Annotated in this window: 20 protein-coding genes; 7 read left to right on the top strand and 13 right to left on the bottom strand. The window is 67.4% G+C overall.

What is annotated here, in order from left to right:
* A complete protein-coding gene (locus tag ABZS43_RS30235; protein ID WP_355039387.1) occupies positions 1-621 on the bottom strand; it encodes a TIGR03086 family metal-binding protein in 621 nt (206 codons plus the stop codon).
* A 99-nt stretch (positions 622-720) separates the two neighbouring features.
* On the opposite strand from ABZS43_RS30235, the gene ABZS43_RS30230 reads away from it, so the two are divergent.
* Both ABZS43_RS30230 and ABZS43_RS30225 read left to right on the top strand, forming a co-directional pair.
* Positions 721-1,161 carry a MarR family transcriptional regulator gene (locus tag ABZS43_RS30230; RefSeq protein WP_355039386.1) on the top strand — a complete coding sequence of 147 codons (441 nt, stop codon included), beginning with the start codon at positions 721-723 and terminating at the stop codon, positions 1,159-1,161.
* A gap of 163 nt (positions 1,162-1,324) precedes the next feature.
* On the top strand, positions 1,325-2,104 hold the full coding sequence (locus tag ABZS43_RS30225) for a metallophosphoesterase (RefSeq protein WP_355039385.1): 780 nt from the start codon (positions 1,325-1,327) through the stop codon (positions 2,102-2,104).
* Positions 2,105-2,111: 7 nt separating this feature from the next.
* On the opposite strand, the gene ABZS43_RS30220 is transcribed toward ABZS43_RS30225, so the two are convergent.
* Positions 2,112-3,173 carry an AraC family transcriptional regulator gene (locus tag ABZS43_RS30220; protein WP_355039384.1) on the bottom strand — a complete coding sequence of 354 codons (1,062 nt, stop codon included), beginning with the start codon at positions 3,171-3,173 and terminating at the stop codon, positions 2,112-2,114.
* Between the two features lie 83 nt (positions 3,174-3,256).
* Between ABZS43_RS30220 and ABZS43_RS30215 the strand changes: the two genes are divergently transcribed.
* From ABZS43_RS30215 to ABZS43_RS30200, 4 genes are all read left to right on the top strand, one after another.
* Positions 3,257-4,744 (top strand): NAD(P)/FAD-dependent oxidoreductase, encoded by a 1,488-nt coding sequence (locus ABZS43_RS30215; RefSeq protein WP_355039383.1) that lies wholly within the window; start codon positions 3,257-3,259, stop codon positions 4,742-4,744.
* A gap of 57 nt (positions 4,745-4,801) precedes the next feature.
* Positions 4,802-6,937: an ATP-binding cassette domain-containing protein gene (locus ABZS43_RS30210; protein WP_355039382.1), complete on the top strand. Its 2,136-nt coding sequence runs from the start codon at positions 4,802-4,804 to the stop codon at positions 6,935-6,937.
* On the top strand, positions 6,934-7,671 hold the full coding sequence (locus ABZS43_RS30205) for an energy-coupling factor transporter transmembrane protein EcfT (protein WP_355039381.1): 738 nt from the start codon (positions 6,934-6,936) through the stop codon (positions 7,669-7,671). Before ABZS43_RS30210 ends, ABZS43_RS30205 begins: the two co-directional genes overlap by 4 nt.
* Before the next feature lie 249 nt (positions 7,672-7,920).
* Entirely contained in the window at positions 7,921-8,574 is a 654-nt protein-coding gene (locus ABZS43_RS30200; RefSeq protein ID WP_355039380.1) for an ammonium transporter, read from the top strand.
* 136 nt (positions 8,575-8,710) lie between these two features.
* Here ABZS43_RS30200 and ABZS43_RS30195 read toward each other — a convergent pair whose 3' ends face one another.
* The 11 genes from ABZS43_RS30195 to ABZS43_RS30145 form a co-directional block, all read right to left on the bottom strand.
* Entirely contained in the window at positions 8,711-8,890 is a 180-nt protein-coding gene (locus tag ABZS43_RS30195; protein ID WP_355039379.1) for an antitoxin, read from the bottom strand.
* Between the two features lie 114 nt (positions 8,891-9,004).
* The gene (locus ABZS43_RS30190) at positions 9,005-11,338 is read right to left on the bottom strand and encodes an ATP-dependent DNA ligase (RefSeq protein WP_355039378.1); all 2,334 of its coding nucleotides are present in this window, start codon (positions 11,336-11,338) and stop codon (positions 9,005-9,007) included.
* 52 nt (positions 11,339-11,390) lie between these two features.
* The gene (locus ABZS43_RS30185) at positions 11,391-11,606 is read right to left on the bottom strand and encodes an antitoxin (protein WP_355039377.1); all 216 of its coding nucleotides are present in this window, start codon (positions 11,604-11,606) and stop codon (positions 11,391-11,393) included.
* A 51-nt stretch (positions 11,607-11,657) separates the two neighbouring features.
* Complete coding sequence (locus tag ABZS43_RS30180) at positions 11,658-12,794, bottom strand: MBL fold metallo-hydrolase (RefSeq protein WP_355039443.1); 1,137 nt, start codon at positions 12,792-12,794, stop codon at positions 11,658-11,660.
* Positions 12,795-12,831: 37 nt separating this feature from the next.
* Positions 12,832-13,560, bottom strand: coding sequence for an enoyl-CoA hydratase (locus ABZS43_RS30175; protein WP_355039376.1), 729 nt, complete (start codon positions 13,558-13,560; stop codon positions 12,832-12,834).
* Positions 13,561-13,773: 213 nt separating this feature from the next.
* Positions 13,774-14,625: an aldo/keto reductase gene (locus ABZS43_RS30170; RefSeq protein ID WP_355039375.1), complete on the bottom strand. Its 852-nt coding sequence runs from the start codon at positions 14,623-14,625 to the stop codon at positions 13,774-13,776.
* Between the two features lie 146 nt (positions 14,626-14,771).
* Entirely contained in the window at positions 14,772-16,373 is a 1,602-nt protein-coding gene (locus ABZS43_RS30165) for a carboxyl transferase domain-containing protein (protein ID WP_355039374.1), read from the bottom strand.
* 103 nt (positions 16,374-16,476) lie between these two features.
* A complete protein-coding gene (locus tag ABZS43_RS30160; protein ID WP_355039373.1) occupies positions 16,477-17,079 on the bottom strand; it encodes an ATP/GTP-binding protein in 603 nt (200 codons plus the stop codon).
* Positions 17,060-17,434: a DUF742 domain-containing protein gene (locus ABZS43_RS30155; protein WP_054816467.1), complete on the bottom strand. Its 375-nt coding sequence runs from the start codon at positions 17,432-17,434 to the stop codon at positions 17,060-17,062. The genes ABZS43_RS30160 and ABZS43_RS30155 overlap by 20 nt, the downstream gene beginning before the upstream one ends.
* Positions 17,435-17,441: 7 nt before the next feature.
* Complete coding sequence (locus ABZS43_RS30150) at positions 17,442-17,855, bottom strand: roadblock/LC7 domain-containing protein (RefSeq protein ID WP_011207200.1); 414 nt, start codon at positions 17,853-17,855, stop codon at positions 17,442-17,444.
* Complete coding sequence (locus tag ABZS43_RS30145; RefSeq protein ID WP_355039372.1) at positions 17,852-21,463, bottom strand: ATP-binding protein; 3,612 nt, start codon at positions 21,461-21,463, stop codon at positions 17,852-17,854. Before ABZS43_RS30145 ends, ABZS43_RS30150 begins: the two co-directional genes overlap by 4 nt.
* 317 nt (positions 21,464-21,780) lie before the next feature.
* Here ABZS43_RS30145 and ABZS43_RS30140 point away from each other — a divergent pair, with 317 nt between their 5' ends.
* The gene (locus ABZS43_RS30140; protein WP_355039371.1) at positions 21,781-23,817 is read left to right on the top strand and encodes an AMP-binding protein; all 2,037 of its coding nucleotides are present in this window, start codon (positions 21,781-21,783) and stop codon (positions 23,815-23,817) included.
* Positions 23,818-23,835: the final 18 nt, after the last annotated feature.

The raw sequence follows: 23,835 nt of genomic DNA, 5'->3' as shown, positions 1-23,835 counted from the left end.
TCAGTTCGTCCAGTCCGGGGCGCGGCCGAGCAGCGCGACGATCTCGTCGAGCGCCGCCGATCCCGACCACGGCACCTCCGGGGCGAACGCGGCTCCCGGCGCGGTCCTGATCGATCCGCCCGGCACCGCGGCGGCCACCGGGCGCGCGGCGTCGAGCACCTCGGCGTCGAATACCACAGCGACCCCGAGCGTCTTCGCGACATCCCAGGAATGCACCACGTAGTCGATGAAATGGAAGCCGACGGCCTGCGCGCCGGGGAACAGGTGGGTGGGACTGAACTCGGGTAGCGGGAACTTCCGTTCCAGTACACCGGGTTCCGCGAACGCCGCGAGGACGTGTTCGGCGGCGGCCCGGTAGTCCGCGGCCGGATCCTCGCCCAGCCGACGTGGTTTCCACGGGTCATGATCACCCACCCCGCGCGATGCCGCGGCGAACCCGTAGTGCTGGGCGATCATATGGGTGAGCAGGCCGTGCAGCGTCCAGTCGGCGCACGGGGTCGGCTTGCGCAGGTCGGCGCCGGTGACCCGGTCCACCAGTTCGATACTCGTACGGACCGCGGCCTCGTGGTGCGAGAGCAGGTCGGAGGCGACCGCACGGGCGGTCTCGGTTTCGGTGGTCATCGGTTTCCCTCCTCGGTTCGGCATCGGCCGTGGCGAAATAGTATGTGTACGCTTATCGTAAGCTCACGCCTATGATATTCCAACCGCTATTTTCTAGATATGTCCGAAGTCCGACGCCCCGACCTCGCCGCGATGATCGCGCCCCTCGGGCGCGCCCTGATGGCCGCGGAACTGCCGGTGCTCGAACGGCACGAGCTGACGATGTGGGGCTACGCGGTGCTGCTCGGCCTCGGCGGGGAACCCGTGTACACCCAGGCGGCGCTGGCCAAGGCGATCGGCGCGGACAAGACCCGCGTCATCGGCGTCCTCGATGAACTCCAGCGACGCGGCCTCATCCGGCGCGAACCCGATCCCGCCGACCGCCGGGTCAATCTGATCTCGATCACCGAAGCCGGCCGCACCATCCGCGACCAGGCGCAACGCGAAATCCAGGCACAGGAGGAGTCGATGCTCGCCGCACTGTCCGCATCGGACAGGAAGGTCTTCCTGCGGGCCCTGCGAACGCTATACACCACGATTCTCACCGAGCGTGGCCTATGACACAGATGTGATCGGCATCATTGATCAACAACACTGCGGACCACGGTGGCGAGCCTCATGGCGACGCGTAATACCGAGGTCATTTAGCCTGGATAGGTGCCTCGAATGCGACGTGGGCACACTCTGACGCAATGAAGCGATCCCCCAGAGAAAGCGAACGCCGATGATCCTGGTGGCTCAGGTCAGCGATACACACTTCGATCTCGGTGCCAGAAACACCGAACGCGTCGAACGGGTGATGAGATTTCTCACCGGCCTACGCCACCGCCCCGACGCCATCCTCCTCACCGGGGACATCACCGATTCCGGTAAAGCCGAACAGTACAGCGACGCCCGCGCCGCGTTCCACACCGATATTCCCGTCCACGCCATCCCGGGCAATCACGACGACCGCGCCAATTTCCGCACCGCGTTCCTCGGTCTGCCCGCCTCCGACGAACCCTTCAACCAGGTGCACCGAATCGGCCGATCGACTGTCGTACTGCTGGATTCGAGCGTTCCCGGCGAAGCGGCGGGGCGGTTGTCCGACGAGACCTACGCGTGGTTGCGCGACACGCTCGACGACGCGGCGGCCGACGGCCCCATCCTGCTCGCGCTGCACCACCCGCCCGCACACCTGTTCAGCCCGGTGGTGGACGAGATCTCCCTGGTCGATCCCGGCCCGCTCGCCGCGCTGGTGGCGGGCGACGAACGCATCGTCGGCATACTCACCGGGCACGCGCATACCTCCGCCGCGACCACGTTCGCGGGCCGCCCCCTGCTCGTCGGACCGAGCACCGCGTCGGTCCTCGGCGCGGAATGGGAACTGGACTTACCGCACCACGTGATGGACTACGCGCCCGACCCCGCGATCGCGCTGCACGTCATCGACGAGAATCACCGCCTGACAACGCATTTCCGCTCGGTGCCGATGGGCGGCCGGGTCGGCGTGCAGCCGAACTGAGTGCGCGTCACCGCCGTGACGCGCGCTCGCGGCGATACGCGGCGGGCGTCACACCGGTCCACCGCTTGAACGCGTAGATGAACGTCGACGATTCCGCGTATCCGAGCCGGATCGCCACATCACTCACCGAAAGCGGTGTCGCGGTCAGCATTTCCTCGGCCAAGGCGCGACGCACCTCGTCCAGCAGCGCCCGATAGCTGGTGCCCGCGGCATCGAGGTGACGGCGCAGGGTCCTCGTGCTCATATTCAGTTCGCGTGCCACGGTGTCGATTCCGGCCGGGGCGGCGAATCCGTCCGCGCCGCCCGGGACGAGCAGTTTGCGCACCTCAGCCGCGATGCCGGTGCGGGCTCGCCTGCGATCGACCAGATCCCGGCATTGCGAAAGGCACATCGCCCAGGTGTGCTCGTTCGCCTGCGGCAGCGGCTGGTCGAGGATCGCGGGGTCGATGGCGAACAGGTTGTGCCCCATACCGAATCGCGGCGCGACCACGGTCACTTCGGCGATCCGGTCGGCGTGGGCAGGCTCGTCGAAGGCGAATTCGGCCCGCGTCAGCGGCAGCGGCCTGCCGAGCAGATCGCTCATCACCTGGTTCATCGCCGTCACGTCGCGTTCCACCAGGAACTGCCGCACGTCGGCGGGTACCGATTCGTCGTGCACCCACGCGACGAATTCCCCGTCGGCCCATTCGGCCACCGGCAGGCAGAACGTGAAACTCAGGTCGAGGTAGCGCAGCGCGAAGGCGATCGCCTCGCTGAGAGTGGGACTGCTGACGCAGGCGAATCCGAAGATGCCGAACGTGGTGATGCGGTAGCGGCGGCCGACCTCGATGCCGAGCGCGGGCCTGCGGTCGCCGAGTTCACGAACCAGGTTGCGGATGACCGCCAGTTCGGTGTGGGCGTCGATCTGGCCGTCCGGGTCGTGCAGCATCGGTTCGGCGAGACCGGTCCCGGCCAGCATTCGCGCGACGGGCACCCCGTATTCGCCCGCGTAGCCGACCATCAGCGCCACGCTGGCGATTCCACGCGGAAAGTCCCAGTCGCGAATTCCCGGATCCACCACCTGCCTCACCCGGCCATTATGGCCGAAATTCTCTATCACTCCGCACAGCACCCCCTACAGTGGAATCAGCCGACACATGTGGGGAGAATCACATGGAAATAGTCCCTGGCCCTGCGGCCTCTACCGGCTCCGGACCTTCGGTATTGGTCATCGGCGCGGGCTTCGGCGGTATCGGCGTCGCGATCGAACTGCGGCGCAATGGTTTCCGGAACATCACTATTCTGGAACGAGCCGCCGACCTCGGCGGCGTATGGCGCGACAACACCTATCCGGGCGCGGCCTGCGATGTGCCCTCGCCGCTGTACTCCTACTCCTACGAACCCAAGCCGGACTGGCCGCAGCGGTACTCGGGACAGGCCGCCATCCACGAGTACCTGTCCGGTGTCGCACGCAGGCACGACCTCTTCGATGCCATCGAATTCGGCGCCGAGGTGACCGACGCCGCATTCGACGAACACACCGGGCGCTGGCATGTGCGCACCGCGGACGGGGCGAGCAGAACCGCCGATGTGCTGATCCCCGCGGTCGGCCAACTCTCGCGTCCCGCGTTTCCCGACATCGCCGGAATCGACACCTTCGCGGGCCCGGCCTTCCACTCCGCCGAATGGGACCACAGCGTCGACCTGACCGGTAAGCGGGTGGCCTGCGTCGGTACCGGGGCGAGCGCGATCCAATTCATTCCGGAGATCCAGCCCGAGGTCGCCGCGCTGACGCTGTTCCAGCGCACCCCCGCCTGGGTCGTCCCCAAATTCGACACCGACTACTCCCCCGTCCAGCACCGATTGTTCGCGCGGGTGCCGGGGATGCTGGGGCTCGAGCGTCTCGGATGGTGGTCGATCGCGGAGTTCATCTCGCTGGGGCTGGTCGAATTTCCGGTGATCACGCGTCTGGTCGCCCGGATCGCCGACCGGCACCTGCGTAAACAGGTCGAAGATCCCCAACTGCGCGCCATTCTCACGCCGGACTATCCGATCGGCTGCAAACGCGGGCTGTTCTCCAACGACTACTACCCCGCACTGACCCAGCCCAATGTGCGGGTCGAGACCGCCGCGACCGAGATCACCGCCGAGGGCGTGCGCACGGCCGACGGCGTCCTGCACCCGGCCGATGTGATCATCTACGGCACGGGTTTCAAGGGCACCGAATTCCTCTGGCCCATGGAGATTCGCGGACGCGGCGGGCGCAGACTCGCCGATGCCTGGGCTGGTGGCGCACACGCCTACTACGGCATCACCGTGCCGGATTTCCCGAATATGTTCATGGTCTACGGCCCGAACACCAATCTGGGCGTCGGCTCCATCATCTACATGATCGAATCCCAGTCCCGCTACATCCGCCAGGCCGTCCAGTTGCTCGCCGAACGCCCCGGCCACTACCTCGAGGTGCGCGCGGAACCGGAACGGCAATTCAATGCCGCTGTGCAGAAACGCCTCGTCCGCACCCCGTGGAATTTCTGCACCAGCTGGTACCGCACCGCCTCCGGCCGCATCACGAACAACTGGCCGGGGACCGTGACCAGCTATCGACGCCGCACTCGGCGGCTGAAGCCGGACGATTACACCCTGACTCCGGCGGCCTGAGCACCCCGCGACCGGCGATCGCGGAGGTCGGCGGCTCCGGACTGGCAGACTTGACCCGTGAGCGAACTGCCCAGTGCCGTGAACCGGACCGGCCTCGACGTGCGCGGGCCACTGCGCCCGATCGAGCTGGCCACCGGAGCGGTACTCGGCGGCGTCACGGTGGGGCTGATCACCGTCGGATCGGTGATCCCCTTCGCCGCCGCCCTCCAACTCGTCGCCGCGGTGCCCATGGGCATGCTGGCACATCGCTACCGGGCGCGTGCCCTCGTCACCGCGACCGTCGCGGCCACCCTGGTCACCTTCGTCGCCGCGGGCGTCATGCCCGCCCTCGGCGTCGTCGGCACGGCGACCATCGGCGGCATCATCGGCGGGGTGAAACGGCACGGACGCGGCCTGTTCACGGTGATCGGACTGTCGGCGCTGGCCGGACTGGTCTGGGCCGGATTCTCGGTCGGATCGCTGCTGGTGTTCTCGAAGACCAGGGAACTGTTCTTCGAGACCGTCCGCAACACCGCGGCCGGCATGCAGGAACTCGCGGCGCGCCAGCGCCAACTGGAGCCGCTCGGCAAGGCGGTGGCCGAACTCACCGATTCGGTGCTGAACTGGTGGTGGGCCTGGGTGGGCGGCGGTGTCGCACTCGGCGTCATCGTCAGCGCGCTGGTCTCCTGGTGGGTGCTCGGCTCTGTGCTCGACCGGCTCGCCTGGCTGCCCAATCACGACCGGCTCGACGCGCCGCCGGACGACCGTCCCATCGCCCCCCTCCCTGTCACGCTGCGATCGGCCGGATTCCGCTATCCGGGCGCGTCCACCGAGGCGCTGCGCGATATCGACCTGACCGTGCGGGTCGGTGAATTCGTCGCCGTCGTCGGCCACAACGGCTCCGGCAAATCGACGCTGACCAGACTGCTCGCCGGGCTTCCCCCGACCTCGGGCGAGGTGTCGCGGCCCGGTTCGGCCGGACTCGGGCACCGTGGCGGCACCGCCCTGGTGCTGCAACGTCCGGAGAGCCAGACGCTGGGTGTTCTCGTCGCCGACGACGTGGTGTGGGGCTTGCCCGCCGACACGGCCGAGCAGGTCGACGTCGAGGCATTGCTCGGCGAGGTCGGGCTCGCGGGGATGGGCGATCGGGAGACCGCGACCCTGTCCGGCGGCCAGCAGCAGCGGCTCGCGGTGGCCGCCGCGCTCGCGCGCAGACCCGCCCTGCTCATCGCCGACGAAGCCACCTCGATGATCGATCCGGACGGCAGGCGCGAACTGGTCACGCTGCTCGCCGATCTCCCAGTACGTCACCCGATGGCGGTCGTGCTGGTGACCCACCACGAGGCCGACGCCGCGGCGGCGGACCGCGTGGTGCACCTCGCCCACGGCCGTGCCGTGGATCGGCTGCCCGCCTGGCCCCGGCCGGTGCGCGACAACCGTCGTCGTCCGATGGGCCAGACCATTCTGGAATTGCGCGATATCCGCCATACCTACAACCGCGGCACCCCGTGGGAGGCCCCGGCGCTGCACGGGGTCGATCTCGCGGTCCGGCGGGGTGAGGCGCTACTCGTCGTCGGCGGTAACGGCTCGGGTAAATCGACGCTGGCCTGGATCGTCGCCGGGCTGATCCGGCCGAGTTCGGGACGCTGTGAACTCGCGGGCAAACCCGTCACCGGCCAGATCGGCAGCGTCGCGCTGGCCTTCCAGCACTCCCGGTTGCAGTTGCAGAAGCAGACCGTCGGCGAGGAGATCGCGAACTGGGGCGGCAGCGCCACCGGGTCGGGCGCGGTCGGTCGGGCGCTGGACGCCGTCGGGCTCGATCGCGCGCTGGCGGCGCGTTCGATCGAAGAACTCAGCGGCGGGCAGGCGAAGCGTGTCGTGCTCGCGGCGATCGTCGCCAGCCGCCCCCAGGTAGTCGTGCTCGATGAGCCGCTGGCCGGACTGGATCCGGAAGGGCGCGCCGATATCGTGGAATTGCTTGCCCGGCTGCGGGATTCCGGACTCACCCTGATCGTGATCTCACACGATGTGGCGGATATGGCGGCCGTCTGCGACCGCACCGTGCACCTGGAGGCCGGGCGCATCCCGGAGGGCGCGGCGGTCGCCGATACCGCCTCGGCCATCGGTACGAGGGCGGGACAACACGGTCGGCCCGCACCGATCGCGCATCCGGGCGACGCCGCGTGGCGCATCGATAACGGAGGACATCCATGAGTACCGTGCTGCTGCGCCAGGTACCGGTTTCCAGCCCGGTCCACAGCCTCTGGGCGGGCACCAAGATGATCGCGGCCTTCCTGATCAGCGTGCTGCTGATGTTCTGGCCGTCGTGGACAGTGCTCGGGGCCATGGTGGTGTTCCTCGTGGCGATCGGCGTGGTGGCCCGGTTGCCGCTCGGCACCCTGCCCCGGCTGCCCTGGTGGTTCTGGGCCGCGCTGTCCGCCGGCGCGTTGTTGAACCTGCCGGTGGGCGGCGCCGCCGTCCTGCGCTATGCCCAGGTCATCCTGTTCGGCTTGATCCTGGTGGCCGCGTCCTTCCTCATCGCCTGGACGACCCCGATGGGCGATATCGCCCCGGCGCTGGCGAAACTCGGCGCACCGCTGCGCGGGTTCCGGGTGCCGGTGGACGAGTGGGCCGTCGTCGTCGCGCTGACGCTACGCGGCCTGCCGCTGCTACTGGAGGAGATCCGGGTGCTGCGGGCCGCGCGCAAACTGCGCCCGAAGGACTCCCTGGTCGACCGAGCCGCCGACAATCCGCTCATCGATATCCTCACCGCGGCCATGGCGGTGGCGACCCGGCGCGCCACCGAACTCGGCGAAGCCATCACCGCGCGGGGCGGCACCGGCAGGCTCACCGCGCATCCGAGTTCCCCCACCCGTCGCGACGCGGTCGCGCTCGGGTTGGTCGTCCTGGTCTGTGTGGGTTCGGTCGTGCTCGACCTGCTGATCTGACCACGGTCCACGCGAACGGCGGACGGGGCGAAACCGACCCATTTCTATAGCGTTGCGCTATAACAAGATTCGCGGCAAAAATCTTAGAGCAATGCCCCCGGTTTCGGGGTCTGTACGGACATTCGCACGGTAAATTCTCCTTACCAGCAATCTGAAACATCAAGGCTCCACAAGACTTCACGGGGAGGGTTCGGAGTGTTGGAGCGTGCGTTGAGCCGAGCGACCTGATGAAGATTGGACAACCCGGAAATGATTCTCCGTAAGATCACCGCGGCCTCCGTGCCGCTCGCCGCCGCGATCGCCGTCGGCGTCGGCGCGGGGGCGTCGCATGCCCAGCCAGTGGAGGCGAAGGTGCCCGACATCGGGTACCACACACGTCTGGTCGGCAACACCGTCGTCACCACCCTCACCGGCGGAACATTCGACGTCACAGGGGATTCGGTGACCATCGAGGACGCGGCGGGCCGCCCTGTCACCACCATGCCGCTGTCGTTCCGGCTCGGCGGTCTGGAATTCCCGCTGCCGCACGTCGTACGCGATGACGCCACCGTTCTCGAACTCACCGTGATCCAGGATCGCGAACACGCCCGCCCGGTAGCGGTGACGCCGGTGGCCTCCGCGATCGAGAACCTGCGCGCCCAGGACGCATTCGAGACGCAGTTCGGAATCGCCACGGCCGTCGGGACTTTCGTCGGCACGGTGATCGGGGCGGGTATCGGACTGATCGGATTCCTCGGCGGCGGCCTCGGCATCGGCACGGTAGCCACCGGCGCGGCCATCGGCGGCATCGTCGGCACGCTGGTCGTCGGCGGTCCGGCCTTGATCATCGCGGGGATCGATATGATCAACACCCTCACCGCCCCGCCTGGAGCCTCCAAGTTCGCGCAGCCGAAGCAGAGGTAGCCGGGGACCGGTCGTCCGCCAACGGCGTCGGCCGGGGCGAAAGTGAGCCGGGCGCTGGCGATCCGAGAGCCGATCTCGGTGGTTTCGGGGGAAGGGACGCCACCGAAACCACCGCGATCGCACCGGAACGGACCGTTCAGCCCTCCTGGCGGATGGCCTTCTTCGCGGCATCCTGCGCGGTGTCGACCTTGTCGGCGAATTTGCCTTCGGTTTTCTGGTCGACCAGGTCGCCCGCCTTGTCGATCACCGTGTCGACCTTGTCCGCGTTCTGCTGGGCCAAGTCCATCGCCTTATTCGCCAGGTTCTTGAAGTCCACCGTGTTCTCCTGATTTCTCGAGCCGAGACAACTGCGGAACAAAGATACCCAGCAGCGCCACTTCGGCCAGACCGGCAAACCATCGGCGACTGCCATTCACCTTCGCGGGCGGACCTATTCGGTCGCCTCCGCCGCACCGAGCCAGGCCGGATGCCACAGTCTGCCCGTCTCGGTCCAGTTCATGAAACGCACCGTGCCGGTGATCTCCGGGGTCACCCACACCGCGTCCCGTTGTTCGTCGGCGGTGAGATCGTTGTCGAAGGGACTGGTCTTGCGTGTCGACCCGCGGAGACGCCGAGCCAGCTCACGCATATCGGAGTCGCTGAAACCGGTGCCGACCCGGCCCACGTAGTACAGCCTTCCCCCGTGCGGAATTCCGACGAGCAGCGATTTGAAATTTCGCGCGTCGCTGCGCCGCCAGCCGCCGACCACCACCCGCTGGGTGCGCCAATTACGCTCCTTCACCCAGGAATGGCCGCGTTTGCCCGGCAGGTAGACCGAATCCTTGCGCTTGGCGACCACCCCCTCCGCACCCTGTCGCGCGCTGTGATCCAGTGCGGCGGAACCCGGCCCGTCCAGGCGCGGCGGCACGAGGATGGACGGCGCGCTCGCGGCCAACGCCTCGAGCACCCGCCGCCGGTCGGAATATCGTTTGCGAAGCAGCGAGGTTCCGTCCAGGTAGAGCACATCGAATGCGACGAAGACCGCCCGCGCCGCATCGGCCTGCAACAGGCCGAGATTGGCGATTCCGTGATCGTCGAAGACCACCGCCTCGCCATCGAGAACCACACTGTGCCCGGCCAATTCGGTCGCGATCGAGGCCAGCCCCGGATATCGCCCTGTCACCACCTTGCCCGCGCGACTGCGCAGAGTCATCGCACCGGAATCTATTTCGGCGATGAGCCGGAAGCCGTCCCATTTCGTCTCGAAGCACCACTCGTCGGAACCCAATTCGTCGATGGCGCCGGATGTCGCCAGCATCGGCGCGAGACCGCGCGGGAGCGGCACGGGTTTACGCGCGGGAGCGACGGTGAAGACCCGGCTCGACTGCGGCTCGGAAACGCTGTCCGCCGGTGCGCCGTCGGTGGACCGCTCACGCATCAGATGCATCAGCCACTGGTTGCCGTTGGTCCGGATCAGCGCGTAGCGGCCGGTCAGTCGCGTGCCGTGGAATTCGACGATGACCTCGTCCTCGCGCCATTTCTCGGTGTCGTAGGTGCCCGAATCCCAGATCGTCATCTCGCCCGCACCGTATTCGCCCTTGGGAATCTCCCCGTGGAAGTCCAGGTACTCCAGCGGATGGTCCTCGGTATGCACGGCGAGCCGGTTCTGATCCGACGAGGTGGGCGGGCCCTTGGGCACCGCCCAGGAGACCAGCACACCGTCGCGTTCGAGCCGCACATCCCAGTGCAACCGCCGCGCGTGATGCTCCTGCACCACGAACCGGTCGCCCGAGCCGTCGTCGGGCACCGTCGCGGGCACCGGTTCGGGGGTGCGTCGCGGGTCGCGCATGGAGCGGTACGTGGAGAGCGCGTCGGCGGGCGTCGCGCCCGAGCGCGTCGCGGTGACCGGTGGATCGAGATCGGCCAGGAGATCGCCGTCATCGCGGAAGCGGGCGAGGACCTCATCGAAACGCAATTGCCGCAGACGCTGACAATCCTCGATCTCGTCCCAGGTGCGCGGCGCGGCGGCATCGGGGTGGCCGCGGCCACGCATCGAATAGGGCGCGATGGTGGTTTTGGACGGATTGTTCTGACTCCAGTCCACGAAGACTTTTCCGCGCCGTACCGATTTCGCCATTGTCGCGGTCACCAAACCGGGATGCAGTTTCTCGAGGTTGGTGGCGACCTGTTTGGCGACCGTCGACGCGCCGCCTGGGCTCAGCACCCGAGCCAGCGGGACGTAGAGGTGAATCCCCTTGCTGCCGCTGGTCACCGGGAAGGCGCGCAGACCGATGCCGTCGATCAACTCCCGCACCAGCAGCGCCACCCGCGCGCATTCGGCGAGCCCCGCGTCCGGTCCCGGATCGAGATCGAAAACGAGTCTGGTCGCCGCTCCGATCGCTTCGCCGTCGAAACGCCATTGCGGCACATGGACTTCCAGCGCGGCCTGCTGCCCGAGCCAGGCCAGACCGGCTTCGGAATCGATCACCGGATACCGCACCCGGCGATCGGAATGTTCGACAGTGTGCCGTTCGATCCAGGACGGCGCGTGCGAGGGCAGATTCTTCTCGAAGAAAGACGGTTCATCTACACCGTTCGGCCACCGTTTTCTCGTCACCGGCCTGCCCGCGATATGGGGCAACATAGCGGGGGCTATGGCCGAGTAGTAGGCGATCACCTCACCTTTGGTCGTCCCGGTCTCCGGATACAGCACCTTGTCGAGATTGCTCAGCTCGACTTCGATCCGCGGATCGCCGGGGCCACCGTCGAATGCCCGGCGCGACACCGTATTTCGCTTCCTGCGGTGGGGACCGGACTACACCGATCCCCGCCACCTGTCAGGCGTGCGGGCCGGGCTGTCCCGGCTGCTGGGGCGGGACCACCTTCCTGGCGGCCTCCTTGCCCTTCTCGATCTTGTCGGTGTACTTGCCGTGGGTCTTCTGATCGATGAAGGTGCCTGCCTTGTCGACCGCTTCGTTGATTTTGGGGGCGTTCTTGGCCGCGGCATCCTTGCCCTTGCCGACCAGGCCCTTCAATGTATCCGCCAGACTCATGCCGTCGTTCCTTTCGTATCGCCGAACCGGACTCGAGTCGAACAATGGGTGTTACCCCATATCTTCCCACCATGTGTCACGTGGCGGGAGATCATTGGGATCGATGCGCTGGCCCGGCATCGGCACCGCCACCGCGGTACCGGCCGCCCGCGCGGCCTCGACCAGTCGCCGCACCGGCTCCGACCATTCGTGGAAGGCCAGATTGAAGGTCGCCCAGTGAATGGGCACCAGAATGCCGTGTCCGGGATCGCCGACGCAGAGGTCGGCGTGCGAGCGAACCGCCTCCTCCGGATTCATGTGCACGTCCGACCAGCGCTCGTCGTAGGCGCCGATCGGCAGCAGTGTCAGGTCGAAGGGGCCGAGCGCCACGCCCGCCTCGGCGAACGCCTTCGTGTACCCGGAGTCGCCGCCGAAGTAGACGCGACGGGTCGGCCCGACGAGGGACCACGACGCCCACAGGGTCGTATTGCGGACCAGTCCGCGGCCGGAGAAATGTCGCGCCTCGGTACAGGTGAGCACCAGGTCGGTGCCGTCGCGCTCGCGCCCGAGCGCGGCAAGGGATACCGAAGCGCCCCAATCCAATTCGATGATCCGGTGTTCCGGAACACCCCAATGTCGCAGGTGGGCGCCGATACCGAGCGGAACGAGGAACGGAGTCGACTGACCCACGACCAGCGCCTTGAGCGTCGCCTTGTCCAGATGGTCGTAGTGATCGTGGGAAATGATCACCGCGTCCACTTCCGGCAACCGCGACAACGGCGCTGGCACCGGGTGCAGGCGTGCGGGCCCGACCAGCGCGGAGGGCGAAACCCGTTCGCTCCATACCGGATCGGCGAGAATTCGATAGCCGTCCACCTCGATCAGCGCGGTCGCGTGGCCGTACCAGGTGACGGCCAGGTCTGCGGCCTGCGCGGGTAATTCACTGGCCCGCAACGGAATCGGGCGACGCGGACGACCCACATTGCGTTTGGTCAGCGCCGAGAGCAGCAACCCGGGAACCGAACCCGCGACCATCTGACTGCTCGGCTCGGTGTTGTGGAACTGCCGGTTGCGGTAGGTGGCCGCACCGATCGCGTACGGCTGGATCGCCGAAATCGACGCACCGATCGCCGAGGGGATATCCCACGCCGCCCGCACCACCCACGTGACGCCGAGGGCGCCCGCGGCGAAACCGAAGATCTTGCGCATGCTCGTCATCGCGCCCCACCTGTCCTCGCGCCGACCGTCATCGGCCGACGAATTTCGCTGTGCGCTTCTCCTGCCTGGCCAGACGCCCTTCCTCGGCGTCGGCGCTTGTCCACGCCGCTTCCAACGCCTCGCGCTGCGCGACAGTGCCGGGTTCGCGCGTTCCGTCGTCATTGAACACCAGCTTGAGGTGGCGAAGTGACAGCGGCGCGAGTTCCGCGATGGATTTCGCCCACTCCTGTGCGTCGGCGAGGGTGCCGAGCCGGTTGGCGAACCCGAACGCATAGGCGTCGGCGGCCGTCACCGTCTCGGCGCCGAGCAGGATGGTGCGCGCCGGACCCCCGCCGATCAGCGAAGACAATCTGCGCACCGTCCAGCGGTCCACCGAAATACCCAGTTTGGCGGCGGGGATCGCGATGTAGGCATCGGGGGCGATCACCCGCAGGTCGGACGCGAGCGCCAACTGCACCCCCGCGCCGAGCGCCCCGCCGTTGATGGCGGCGATCACCGGAATCGGCACGGACTCGATGGTGTGCAGCATGTCCTGTAATCCCTGCAGGAACTCGTCGGAATAGACCCCCGACAGATCCGCGCCCGCGCTGAAGATCGGACCGCGCCCGGTGAGCACGATCACCCGCGCCTGGTCTCGGACGGCGGCCAGCACGGCCTCGCGCAGCAACGTCACCAATTCGTGGTTGAGCGCGTTGCGGCGTTCCTCGCGTCGCATTTCGATGGTGACGACGTCACCATCGCGGCTGACTCCGAGCATGCATCCTCCCCAACTCACCGTGTCGTTTGGTTACCTTCACTGTGCCACAGTCGGGGAGGGGGGACGTTGCCAGCGATATCACCCCCGGCGGTGCCGACAGATTTCGGCATCCTGGTGATCGGTGCTGGTTCGGGCCTGGCTGTCGGCCGGACCGGTTGGGGGTCGCGAGCGACCGCGGCGCACTGGGTCATCTCGCGCCGCAGCGGCCCCGTGTCAGGCGCCCGCGGTGAATTCGTCCGGGTCGGGACCGATGCGACCGCCGCTGTCGAGAGCGTTGATCGCCGTCATCTGATCGCCGGTCAGCTCGAAACCGAAGACGTCGAAGTTGGCGCTGATCCGCGACGGGGTGACCGACTTCGGGATGACCACATTCCCGAGTTGCAGATGCCATCGGATGATGACCTGGGCCGGGGTGCGCCCGACGGCCTCGGCGATGGAGGTGATCGTCGGATCATCCAGCAGTGTGCCCTGTCCCAACGGGCTCCACGCCTCGGTGGCTATGCCGTTGTTCGCGTGGAAATCACGCAGCTCACGCTGGGCCAGACGTGGATGCAACTCGATCTGGTTGACCGCGGGGATCTCGCCGGTCTCGCCGATGACCCGTTGCAGATTCGCGACCGTGAAATTGGACACGCCGATCGAGCCGACCCTGCCGTCCTTCTTCAATACCTGGAAGGCACGGAAGGTGTCGACGAATCTGTCCGCCACCGCGACCGGCCAATGGATGAGATACAGATCCAGGTAGTCCAACCCGAGCCGCTCGAGGCTGGCGTCGAACGCGCGTAGCGTCGAGTCGTAACCCTGGTCGGAATTCCACAGCTTGGTGGTGACGAAGACCTCGTCACGCGGTAGCCCGGATTCGCGGACGGCACGGCCGGTGCCCTCCTCGTTTCCGTAGATAGCGGCGGTATCGATGCTGCGGTAGCCCGCCCCCAGCGCGGCCTTCACCACCGGGAACGCCTCGTCGGACGGAACTTGGAACACACCGAAACCGAGCTGCGGGATCACGTTCCCGTCGTTGAGCACGATCGGTGGCACGGCGGAGGTCTCGCTACGGAAGGTCACCCGATCGACCGTAGAAGTGCCGGCGCGAACCGTCAACGAACGAGCGGGTGTGTTGGCCGGGGCGTTTTCCATACCATCGGGCCTGCTCGAGGGCCCATACCCCGCCACGCGGTATTCGAACCGGATCGAGGTGGCGCGGACCGTGTTCAGCGCGGTGCGGCGGGCAGACCGAGGCGGCGATACCTCGTGCCGCGCGAGCGCCGCAGTCGCGCCGGGTCGGTCGCGGCGAGGGCCGTCAGTTCCTCGGCGATAGCGGTGACCATGCGGTGTGCGAAATCGTGCGGTTCGTCGGCGGCGTCCGGCATTTCGGGAACAATCCTGTCGACGATTCCGTCGGCGCGCAGTTCCTGCGCGCCGATACGCTGCGCGGCGGCCAACTGCGGGGCGTGGCCGGTATCGCGGTAGACGATGGCGCTCGCACCCTCCGGGGGCAGCGGGGCGAGCCAAGCGTGCGTGGCCGCGAGAACGCGGTCGGCGGGCAGCAGCGCCAGCGCGCCGCCACCGGTGCCCTGACCGAGTAGAACCGAGACCGTCGGGGTTTCCAGGGTCACCAGATCCGCTATGCAGCGGGCTATTTCGGGGGCGAGGCCGCGCTCCTCGGCTTCTTTCGACAATGCCGCGCCCACCGTGTCGATGACCAGGACCAGCGGTAGTCGCAGTTCCTCGGCGAGTGCCATGCTGCGGCGGGCCTCACGCAGCGCCGCCGGGCCCATGGTGTTCTCGTCCTGCTGCCCGGAGCGGTCGTGGCCGAACACCACGCACGGCCTGCCACGGAACCGGGCCAGCGCGAGTACTACGGTCCGGTCGGTCTCCCCCTGGCCGGTGCCGCTGAGCGGAACTCGTTGCGTCACATGGCGGAGAAGGTCGCGGATTCCGGGACGATCCGATCTGCGTGAGATCAAAACCGATCGCCACGCGGAGTTTTCGGCGCGCACATCTTCCCCGACCGACTCCGGTGGCACACGAAGACCGGTCGCCGCCGAATCGGAATCCCGCGGTGCGACCGAATCTTCCCGCACCACAACGTGTTTCCCTGTCACACCGGAAACATGCTGCGGCACAGCAGTATCCGCGATGGTCACGCCACTGAACACACTCAGCGCACGATGGGCGATACGCCGGAAGACCGATACCGGGACCACGCCGTCGATCACGCCGCTGCGGTAGAGATTCTCGGCGGTCTGCACACCCTCGGGAAAATCCGCGTCGTACAACGCCTTGTAGACGCGGGGACCGAGAAAACCGATGAGCGCACCGGGTTCGGCGAAGGTGATGTGGCCGAGCGAACCCCAGGACGCGAAGACCCCGCCCATGGTCGGGTTACGCAGGTAGACCACGTACGGATATCCCGCCGCCTTGTGTTCGGCGACCGCCCCCGCGATCTTGACCATCTGCACGAAGGCAACCGTGCCCTCCTGCATCCTGGTACCGCCGGATGTCGGCGAGGCGACCAGCGGTAGGCCGAGTTCGGTGGCGCGCTCGACCGCGGCGACGATCCGCTCGGCGGCGGCGACCCCGATCGAACCGGCAAGAAATCCGAATTCGCACGCGATGACGGCCACGCGCCGTCCACGCAGCAGCCCCGCACCGGTCAACACCGCTTCATCGGTACCCGCCGCGACCGTCGCCTTGCGCAGATCCTCGTGATACTGGTCCGACGCGGCCACCGCCAAGGGCGGCCGGTCCCAACTCACGAACGATTCCGCGTCGAGCAACTGCCCGAGTAACTCCCGCGCCGAAATCCGCATCGCGCGAGCATATCGGGCGATGCGGAAGCTGGCGGGGGCGGACGCGTTCGACCACCGCACCCGATCCCGACGCCACGGCCTGCCGCCACGTCGGGATCGAATATCAGTAGCCCTGCATAACCTTGCGCAGGGCGTATTCGGTGAGCGAGACGAGCGCCTGCTTGGCGGGTTCGCGACGCCTGGCATCGATGGACAGGATCGGCACATCGGCGGGTACAGCGAGCGCCTGCCGAATATCCTCGATCGGGTACCGCGGCGCGTCATCGAATTCGTTGAGCGCCACCAGGAACGGCAGATTGCGCGCTTCGAAGTAGTCGACAGCCGCGAAGCTGTCCTCGAGCCTGCGGGTGTCGACCAGCACCACCGCGCCGATGGCGCCGCGGATCAGGTCGTCCCACATGAACCAGAACCGGTACTGCCCCGGTGTGCCGAAGAGGTAGAGCACCAGGTCGTCGGCCAGGCTGATACGGCCGAAGTCCATCGCCACCGTGGTGGTCGACTTCATCGGAATGCCGGTCAGGTTGTCGATGCCGGTACTCGCATTGGTTACCAATGCTTCGGTGCGCAGCGGAACGATCTCCGAGACAGCACCGACCATTGTGGTCTTGCCGACACCGAACCCACCCGCGACCACGATCTTCGCCGAGGTCGGCTTGCTGGTGCGGGTGTCGACCTGCGCCGTCGAATCATATACGCCGGAGTCCACTGAGAACCCTTTCGATCAGCTCGCGACGTTCATCGTCGCTGGAATCGTCTTTCAAAGTTGCCGAAACGCGTACATGCCCGGCTTCGATGAGGTCGGCCACGAGTACTCGTGCCACACCTATCGGAATTCCGAGGCGTGCCGCTACTTCGGCAACGGACGGCGATTCTCTGCACAACTCCACGATTGACGTCTCGATGTTGGTCAGTTCGAACTGCCGCTCCAGGGCGACCGGATGCGATGCGACGAGAGCCTCGAGCGCCAACTCGACCGCGGGCCTGGTACGGCCCGCAGTCAGCGAGTAGGGACGAACGAGACTGGGCTCGGCGCTTCCCATGCGGTGATCTTCTATGTCCATCCCACCATCAGGAACCCATCGTGACGCGTGGGGTGGCCTGCACCGTTTGACCCACACGTTCGACCAACAACGCCATCTCGTATCCGACCTGTCCGATATCGCAGGACGTATTGGTCAGGACAGCGAGGTAGGAGCCGTCGCCGACAGCCATCAACAGCAGGTAGCCGTGTTCCATTTCCACGACCGACTGCAGGACGGTGCCGCCCTCGAACAGATTCGAGACGCCGACCGAGAGGCTGGCAAGACCCGCTGTCACGGCCGAGAGTTGCTCGGCGCGATCGACGGGAAGCTGCGCACTCGCGGCCATGAGTAGTCCGTCAGCCGAGACCAGGACGGCATGAGCTACGCCAGGAACCTCGTTGGCGAAGTTCGAAACCAGCCAATCCAGCTGACGATTCGTACCACCTAGATCGGGGTTCATCGGTCTCCTTTATCTCCGGTTAGGTTCGGTGCTTTCATTGCGCGGCCGTCCCGGACGCCTTGTTGGTGACGACTCAAGCTCGACCTGATCGATTCCGGATCTCGGCGCGGCGCCCGATCCACAGCGCCGTTGACGGCACCGGGGACCAGCCTCCCGCCCGGATTGCGTTGCGGCAACCCGGCGGCAGTTTTTGTTTCGGCTTGTGCTTCGCTGGCCCGCCGTGCGGCCTGCCAGCCTTCGTCACCGGGTGATTCGAAGGCAGCGGCCACCTGGGACCGGTCCGGGTTCGGATCCGAGAGCCACGCCGACATCATCTCGGCGAAGATCGGACTGTCCATCGACGTCCCGGTTTCGACGGCGGGTTGCAGTCGAGTCTGGAAGAACGACGCCGCCTTCGCCGGGTTGGAACGGAAACTGTGCTTGCCGGGATCGCGTCCGCCCGCCTGGCCCTCGTCTCCGGCGTCGGAGGCATCTCCGACGGGTTGCGACAGCGCGCGGTCCGACTGCGACAGACCGACTCCGGGCGGCACGACCTCGCGCCGCGGGCCGTTCGCGCCGGGCGAGCGCTGCGGCAGACCTGTCGGGGTCTGCGCGCCGGGCTGACGCTGCGACAGACCGTTCCCGAGCGGTTCACGGGTCGGCAGACCGGTGGGCCCGCTGTCGGGGCGCTGATTCGCCGCGGGCTGACGCTGCGGCAGACCCGTCGGGGTCTGCGCGCCGGGCTCACGGGTGGGCAGCCCACCCGCGGTCGGCTCCTGCTGCGGCAGGCCACCCGGCTGACGCTGCGGCAGGCCACCGGGCGCTCCGTCGCGCGCCGGAGCTCCGTTGGCGCCGGGCGACCTGGTTGGCAGTCCGCTCGCACCCGGATCACGGTGTAGAGCGTTCCCGAGCGGTTCGCGGGTCGGCAGGCCACCGCTCGGCAAGGCGTCCTTCGGCTGATTCGCCGCCGGCTGACGCTGCGGCAGACCCGTCGGGGTCTGCGCGCCGGGCTCACGGGTAGGCAGGCCACTGGCACCGGGTTCCCTGGTGGGAAGACCACCGGCATTCGGGTCGCGCGGCGGCATGCCGTTCATCGGACGCTGCGGGAGACCGCCAGGCGCGGCCTCGCGCGGCGGGGCTCCGTTGGCGCCGGGTTGACGTTGCGGCAGCCCACCCGCGGTCGGCTGCGGTACCCCGTTGGCGCCGGGCTGGCGCTGGGGTAGTTCACCCGAACTCGGATCGCGCGGCGGCGGCTTCGCGCCACCGGACGGTGCGGGCCCGATCACACTGGGTCCACCCGGTCCACCCGGTCCACCCGGTCCACCCGGTCCACCCGGTCCACCCGGTCCACCCGCCGGACGCTGCGGACCGCCGGGGCCGAGCGTGCGCTTGGGCATATTCGCGGCGGCGAGTTTGCCGCGCTGCGGGCCGGGCGGCGGCGTCTGTCCCGGTGCGGGGCGCAGGGTCGGGCCGGACTGGGCCTGATCCTGACTCTGCGACATGGCCGAACCCGGCTGCCGCTGCGGCAGGCCACCGGCCGCCGAGGGGGTGGGCGCACCGGGGCGCGCTGGCTTGCTGATCGGAATCGGACCGCTGACCCCGGGGTCGACGGTAACCATCATGTTGCCGCCCGGCGTGCGCGTGACCGCGCGCGTCTGCATGGACGGCCCGGTCGACGGACGCTGCAACCCGGCGGACTGCGGCGTCTGCTTGGCCGGACCCGGCGCGGCGCCGGTCTGCTGCTTGGCCACCGGCTGGCCCGCGACGATCAAACCGATCGGCACGTGCACGGTCACCGTGACACCGGGATCGCGCGCGGTATCGAAGGTCGGACGCAGCCGCACGGTCAGGCCGTGGCGCTCGGCGAGCCTGCCGACCACGAAAAGACCCATGTGGCGGGCGGTATCGGGGCCGGGCTCCGCGGTCTGTTCCAGCCTGCGGTTGATATCGGCCATCTCGGCGGGCGGCATACCGATACCCCGGTCGGCCACCTCGATCAGCAGGCCCTGGTCGTGCCCCTGCGCGAAGGTGAATTTCACGTCGGTCTCGGGCGGAGAGGCTCGCAGCGCGTTGTCGAGCAACTCGGCGAACAGGTGCGCGAGATCGGAGGCGGCGGGTTCTTTGAGCGAACCGCGCGGGGTCGCGCCCAGCTTGACCCGCTCGTAGTCCTCGACCTCGGAGATCGCGGCGCGCAGCACGTCGGCGATCTCGACCGGGGCGGATTTCGCGCGACGCTGTTTGGTGCCGGCGAGGATCAGCAGGTTGTCGCCGTTTCGGCGCATGCGCGCGGCGAGGTGGTCCAGCCGGAAGAGATTCTCCAGCAGGCGCGGATCCTTCTCGTCGTACTCCATGGCCTCGATGAGGCTCAACTGGTGGTCGACGAGGGATTTGGAGCGCCGTGCCAGGGTTTCGAACATGTCGTTGACCTGCGAACGCATCTGCGCCTGATCGCTGGCCAGGCGCAGCGCCTGGCCGTGGATATCGTCGACGGCGCGGGCCAACTGGCCGATCTCCTCGGTGCTGCGCACCGGCATCGGCTCCAGCGGAACGTCCTCCGGCGACGCGCCGGTACGCAGCTGGGCGACCTCGTGCGGCAGATCACTCTCGGCGACGCGCAACGCGGCGAGGCGGAGCCGGTGCAGCGGCACGATCATCGACCGCGCCACGAATACCGCGAGCAGGAGCGCGGCGAGAATGGTGACGATGACGACCGCGGTGTAGGTCCACGCGTCGGTGTTCGCCTTGGTCGCGAGCGAGTTCATCGAGGTTTCGATGTCCTTGGTCGCCTTGGCGACCACCCGCTCGTAGACGTCGACGCTGCCGGTCATCGAGTTCTTCGACTCACCGAGCGGGATCCGGCCCGCCTGCGCCTCCGGACTCGTCAGGAGGTCTACCCGGGTTTGGACGCCCGCGCGCAGGTCGGCGATCGCCGTATCCCCGTCGGGGAACCGATGCGCGAGCACGTTCAGCATCTGGCGTTCGGTGTTGGTCGCGGTGAGGAAGCCCTGCAGCGCGTCGGGCAGCCGCTTGAGCACGTCGCTGAAGGCCGCCAGCTCACCGACGATGGTGGCGCGCGTATTGAGCGCGTCGACCAGTCGCAGCCGGGCCGCGTCCGTGGCGGGATCACTGACCTGCGAGACGGTGGTCTCCACGATCCGGACGCTGAAGTTGCGGATCCGGTCGATCGCGTCGAGGGATTCCGACGCGACCGCGGCCGCCGTCTTGCCCTTGCTCCGAACCGCGGTCGCCTCGGCGATCATGTTCTCGAGCATCGCGCGCGAGGCGGGTTGACTCTTCAACTTGCCGGTGGCGACCTGAGCCTTGGCGATGGCGTCGTCGAGCTCGCTCAAGTCTTTGTCGGTCACCACGGTCTGGCCGTTCAGTGAGACCAACTGCGAGCCCGCGACCGTCGCCGAGGCAGCACTCAGCCCGGTAACGGCCGGTATCGCCTCGATGTTCTCGGCAACGGTTTCGAGCCGCTGCGCGTTCGAGAACTCGGCGGTGATCCTCGACACGCCGAGGCCGACCGCGACCGCGAGCGGCACGGCGAGAACAGCCGTAACCTTCCAGCGCAGATCCCAATTGCCGAGCGCCCAGCGCTTTCTGCCGGGCCTTGCGGCGTCACGCATCTCCCACTCACTTTCCAAACTGGCCCCAACCCGCGCCATCAGCGAGCCTCCACAATCGCATGCTGGCTCGACGGTTGGAGCTGGCCGAGAACTGCGGCTGGCCGAGAAATTGCGTCTACGACGGCCCAAATAAGTGACATCAGATTCTAACGGATCAGTAACAGCTTGGATGACATCCGGTAAGGCTACGGGTCTTGACCTGCATTTTCCAGACAAAACCAAAGGTCGCAGCACCCGCCCGGGCGTCGCGTGAAGTCTGCCACAATCATGCAGATCTATCGAGGCGGGCATCGAGGCGAGGCTAGGGAGTCACGGTTTTGAGCGTGAAGCACGAGTACCGACCGGTCTATCAGACCAGCTTGGTCGACCCTGCCGAGTTCTGGACAAGTGCTGCTGAGGCCATCGATTGGGACGTTCCACCCACCCAGATCGTCGACGCCGGCGCCCGTCCCGTCGCCCGGTGGTTTCCGGATGCTCGCCTCAACACCTCGTTCAACGCCCTCGACCGCCACGTGCACGGCGACGCCGACGGCGCGGGCAGCCGGGCCGAACAACCCGCTCTGATATACGACTCCGCTATGACCGGCGCCAGGGGTGTTTACACCTACGCCGAACTTCTCCGCGAGGTCTCGATATTCGCGGGGGCCATGGTCCGACTCGGCGTCGGCGTCGGCGATCGTGTCGTGATCTATCTGCCGATGATTCCCGAAGCAGTCATCGCCATGCTCGCCTGCGCCCGAATCGGCGCGGTGCATTCGGTGGTGTTCGGCGGCTTCGCCGCTCCGGAACTCGCGGCCCGTATCGATGACGCCGAACCGGTATTGATCGTCACCGCCTCCGGCGGCCTCGAACCCAATCGCAAAATCGAATACCCGCCGATTGTGTTGCAGGCATTGGAAATCGCGGAGACGAACGCGCCGCGCGCCGTGATCGTCAAACAGCGCAAGCAGTTCCAGACCATCAAATTCTCGGCTCCGCAGGATGCGACGGAATCTCTACCGAGTTCGAGCGCGACCGTCGCGGCGCGGTGGCTGGATTGGGAGGACGCGGTACACGACGCCGAACCGGCCGATCCGGTGAGCGTGGCCGCCACCGATCCGCTCTACATCCTCTACACCTCGGGGACGACGGGTAAGCCCAAGGGCGTTATTCGTGACAACGGCGGTCACGCCGTGGCCCTCGCCTGGTCCATGCGCAATATCTACGACGTCGGCCCCGGCCAGGTCATGTGGGCCGCCTCCGATGTCGGCTGGGTCGTCGGCCACTCCTACATCGTCTACGCGCCGCTGCTCGTCGGGGCGACCACCCTGCTCTACGAGGGCAAACCGGTCGGCACCCCGGACGCGGGCGCCTATTGGCGTGTCGTCGCCGAGCACAAGGTGCGGGTGCTTTTCACCGCGCCGACCGCGCTGCGCGCCATCCGCAAGGCCGACCCCGACGCCGAACTCGCCTCCCAGCACGATCTGTCCTCGTTGCGTGCCCTGTTCTGCGCGGGCGAACGGCTCGATCCGGCCACCTTCGAATGGGCGACCGAGACGCTGCTGGCCGACCGGCCGGACTGCCCGGTGGTCGACCACTGGTGGCAGACCGAAACGGGCTGGCCGATCTGCGCGAATCCGCTGGGGCTGCAACCACTGCCGATCAAACCGGGCTCGTCATCGGTGCCGGTGCCCGGCTACCGGTTGCGTGTGCTCGACGCCGAGGGGAATCCGGTGCCGCCCAATACCGAGGGCAATATCGTCATCGGCCTCCCACTGCCCCCCGGCACACTCACCGGCCTATGGCACGACGAATCACGTTTCGTCCGTTCCTACATGTCGGCCTTCCCCGGCCACTACCTCACCGGCGACTCCGGCTACTTCGACGACGACGGCTACCTCTACGTCCTCGGCCGCAGCGATGACGTGATCAATATGGCCGGGCACCGGCTCTCGGCGGGCAGTATCGAGGCCGCCATCGCGGGCCACCCCGCCGTCGCCGAATGCGCGGTCGTCGGCCTCGCCGACGAACTCAAGGGCCAGCGCCCCATCGCCTACGTGGCGCTCAAGGAGGGGGTCGAGATCGAGCCCGCGCGACTACGCGCGGAGTTGATCTCCCGGGTACGCGAGCAGATCGGCGCGATCGCGACCCTGCACGACGCGATCATCGTCTCGGCCTTGCCCAAGACCCGATCCGGCAAGATCCTGCGCAAGACCATCCGGCAGATCTCCGCCGGTAACGAATACGAGATCCCCTCGACTATCGAGGACCCCGCGGTGCTCGTCGCACTGGCGGATCAGATTCTTTCCGGTAGGACACCGATCGCGCCGATCACCGACCTCTCCGATACGGATGATCCGGTCACCCCTGCCTGATTCCGGCGGTCTCAGAGA

Source organism: Nocardia sp. NPDC005366 (assembly GCF_040606855.1).
In the GTDB taxonomy this organism is placed as follows: Bacteria; Actinomycetota; Actinomycetes; order Mycobacteriales; family Mycobacteriaceae; genus Nocardia.
The sequence above is the reverse complement of the archived record's forward strand: the minus strand, read 5'-3'. Positions and strand labels throughout refer to the sequence as shown.

Excerpts from the sequence above, each read along its gene's own strand:
- ABZS43_RS30165 (WP_355039374.1), bottom strand. The coding sequence starts at position 16,373 with ATGCGGATTTCGGCGCGGGAGTTACTCGGGCAGTTGCTCGACGCGGAA.
- ABZS43_RS30235 (WP_355039387.1), bottom strand. The coding sequence starts at position 621 with ATGACCACCGAAACCGAGACCGCCCGTGCGGTCGCCTCCGACCTGCTC.
- ABZS43_RS30145 (WP_355039372.1), bottom strand. The coding sequence starts at position 21,463 with ATGCGTGACGCCGCAAGGCCCGGCAGAAAGCGCTGGGCGCTCGGCAAT.
- ABZS43_RS30230 (WP_355039386.1), top strand. The coding sequence starts at position 721 with ATGTCCGAAGTCCGACGCCCCGACCTCGCCGCGATGATCGCGCCCCTC.
- ABZS43_RS30180 (WP_355039443.1), bottom strand. The coding sequence starts at position 12,794 with ATGCGCAAGATCTTCGGTTTCGCCGCGGGCGCCCTCGGCGTCACGTGG.
- ABZS43_RS30155 (WP_054816467.1), bottom strand. The coding sequence starts at position 17,434 with ATGGACATAGAAGATCACCGCATGGGAAGCGCCGAGCCCAGTCTCGTT.
- ABZS43_RS30150 (WP_011207200.1), bottom strand. The coding sequence starts at position 17,855 with ATGAACCCCGATCTAGGTGGTACGAATCGTCAGCTGGATTGGCTGGTT.
- ABZS43_RS30215 (WP_355039383.1), top strand. The coding sequence starts at position 3,257 with ATGGAAATAGTCCCTGGCCCTGCGGCCTCTACCGGCTCCGGACCTTCG.
- ABZS43_RS30185 (WP_355039377.1), bottom strand. The coding sequence starts at position 11,606 with ATGAGTCTGGCGGATACATTGAAGGGCCTGGTCGGCAAGGGCAAGGAT.
- ABZS43_RS30200 (WP_355039380.1), top strand. The coding sequence starts at position 7,921 with ATGATTCTCCGTAAGATCACCGCGGCCTCCGTGCCGCTCGCCGCCGCG.
- ABZS43_RS30175 (WP_355039376.1), bottom strand. The coding sequence starts at position 13,560 with ATGCTCGGAGTCAGCCGCGATGGTGACGTCGTCACCATCGAAATGCGA.
- ABZS43_RS30225 (WP_355039385.1), top strand. The coding sequence starts at position 1,325 with ATGATCCTGGTGGCTCAGGTCAGCGATACACACTTCGATCTCGGTGCC.
- ABZS43_RS30205 (WP_355039381.1), top strand. The coding sequence starts at position 6,934 with ATGAGTACCGTGCTGCTGCGCCAGGTACCGGTTTCCAGCCCGGTCCAC.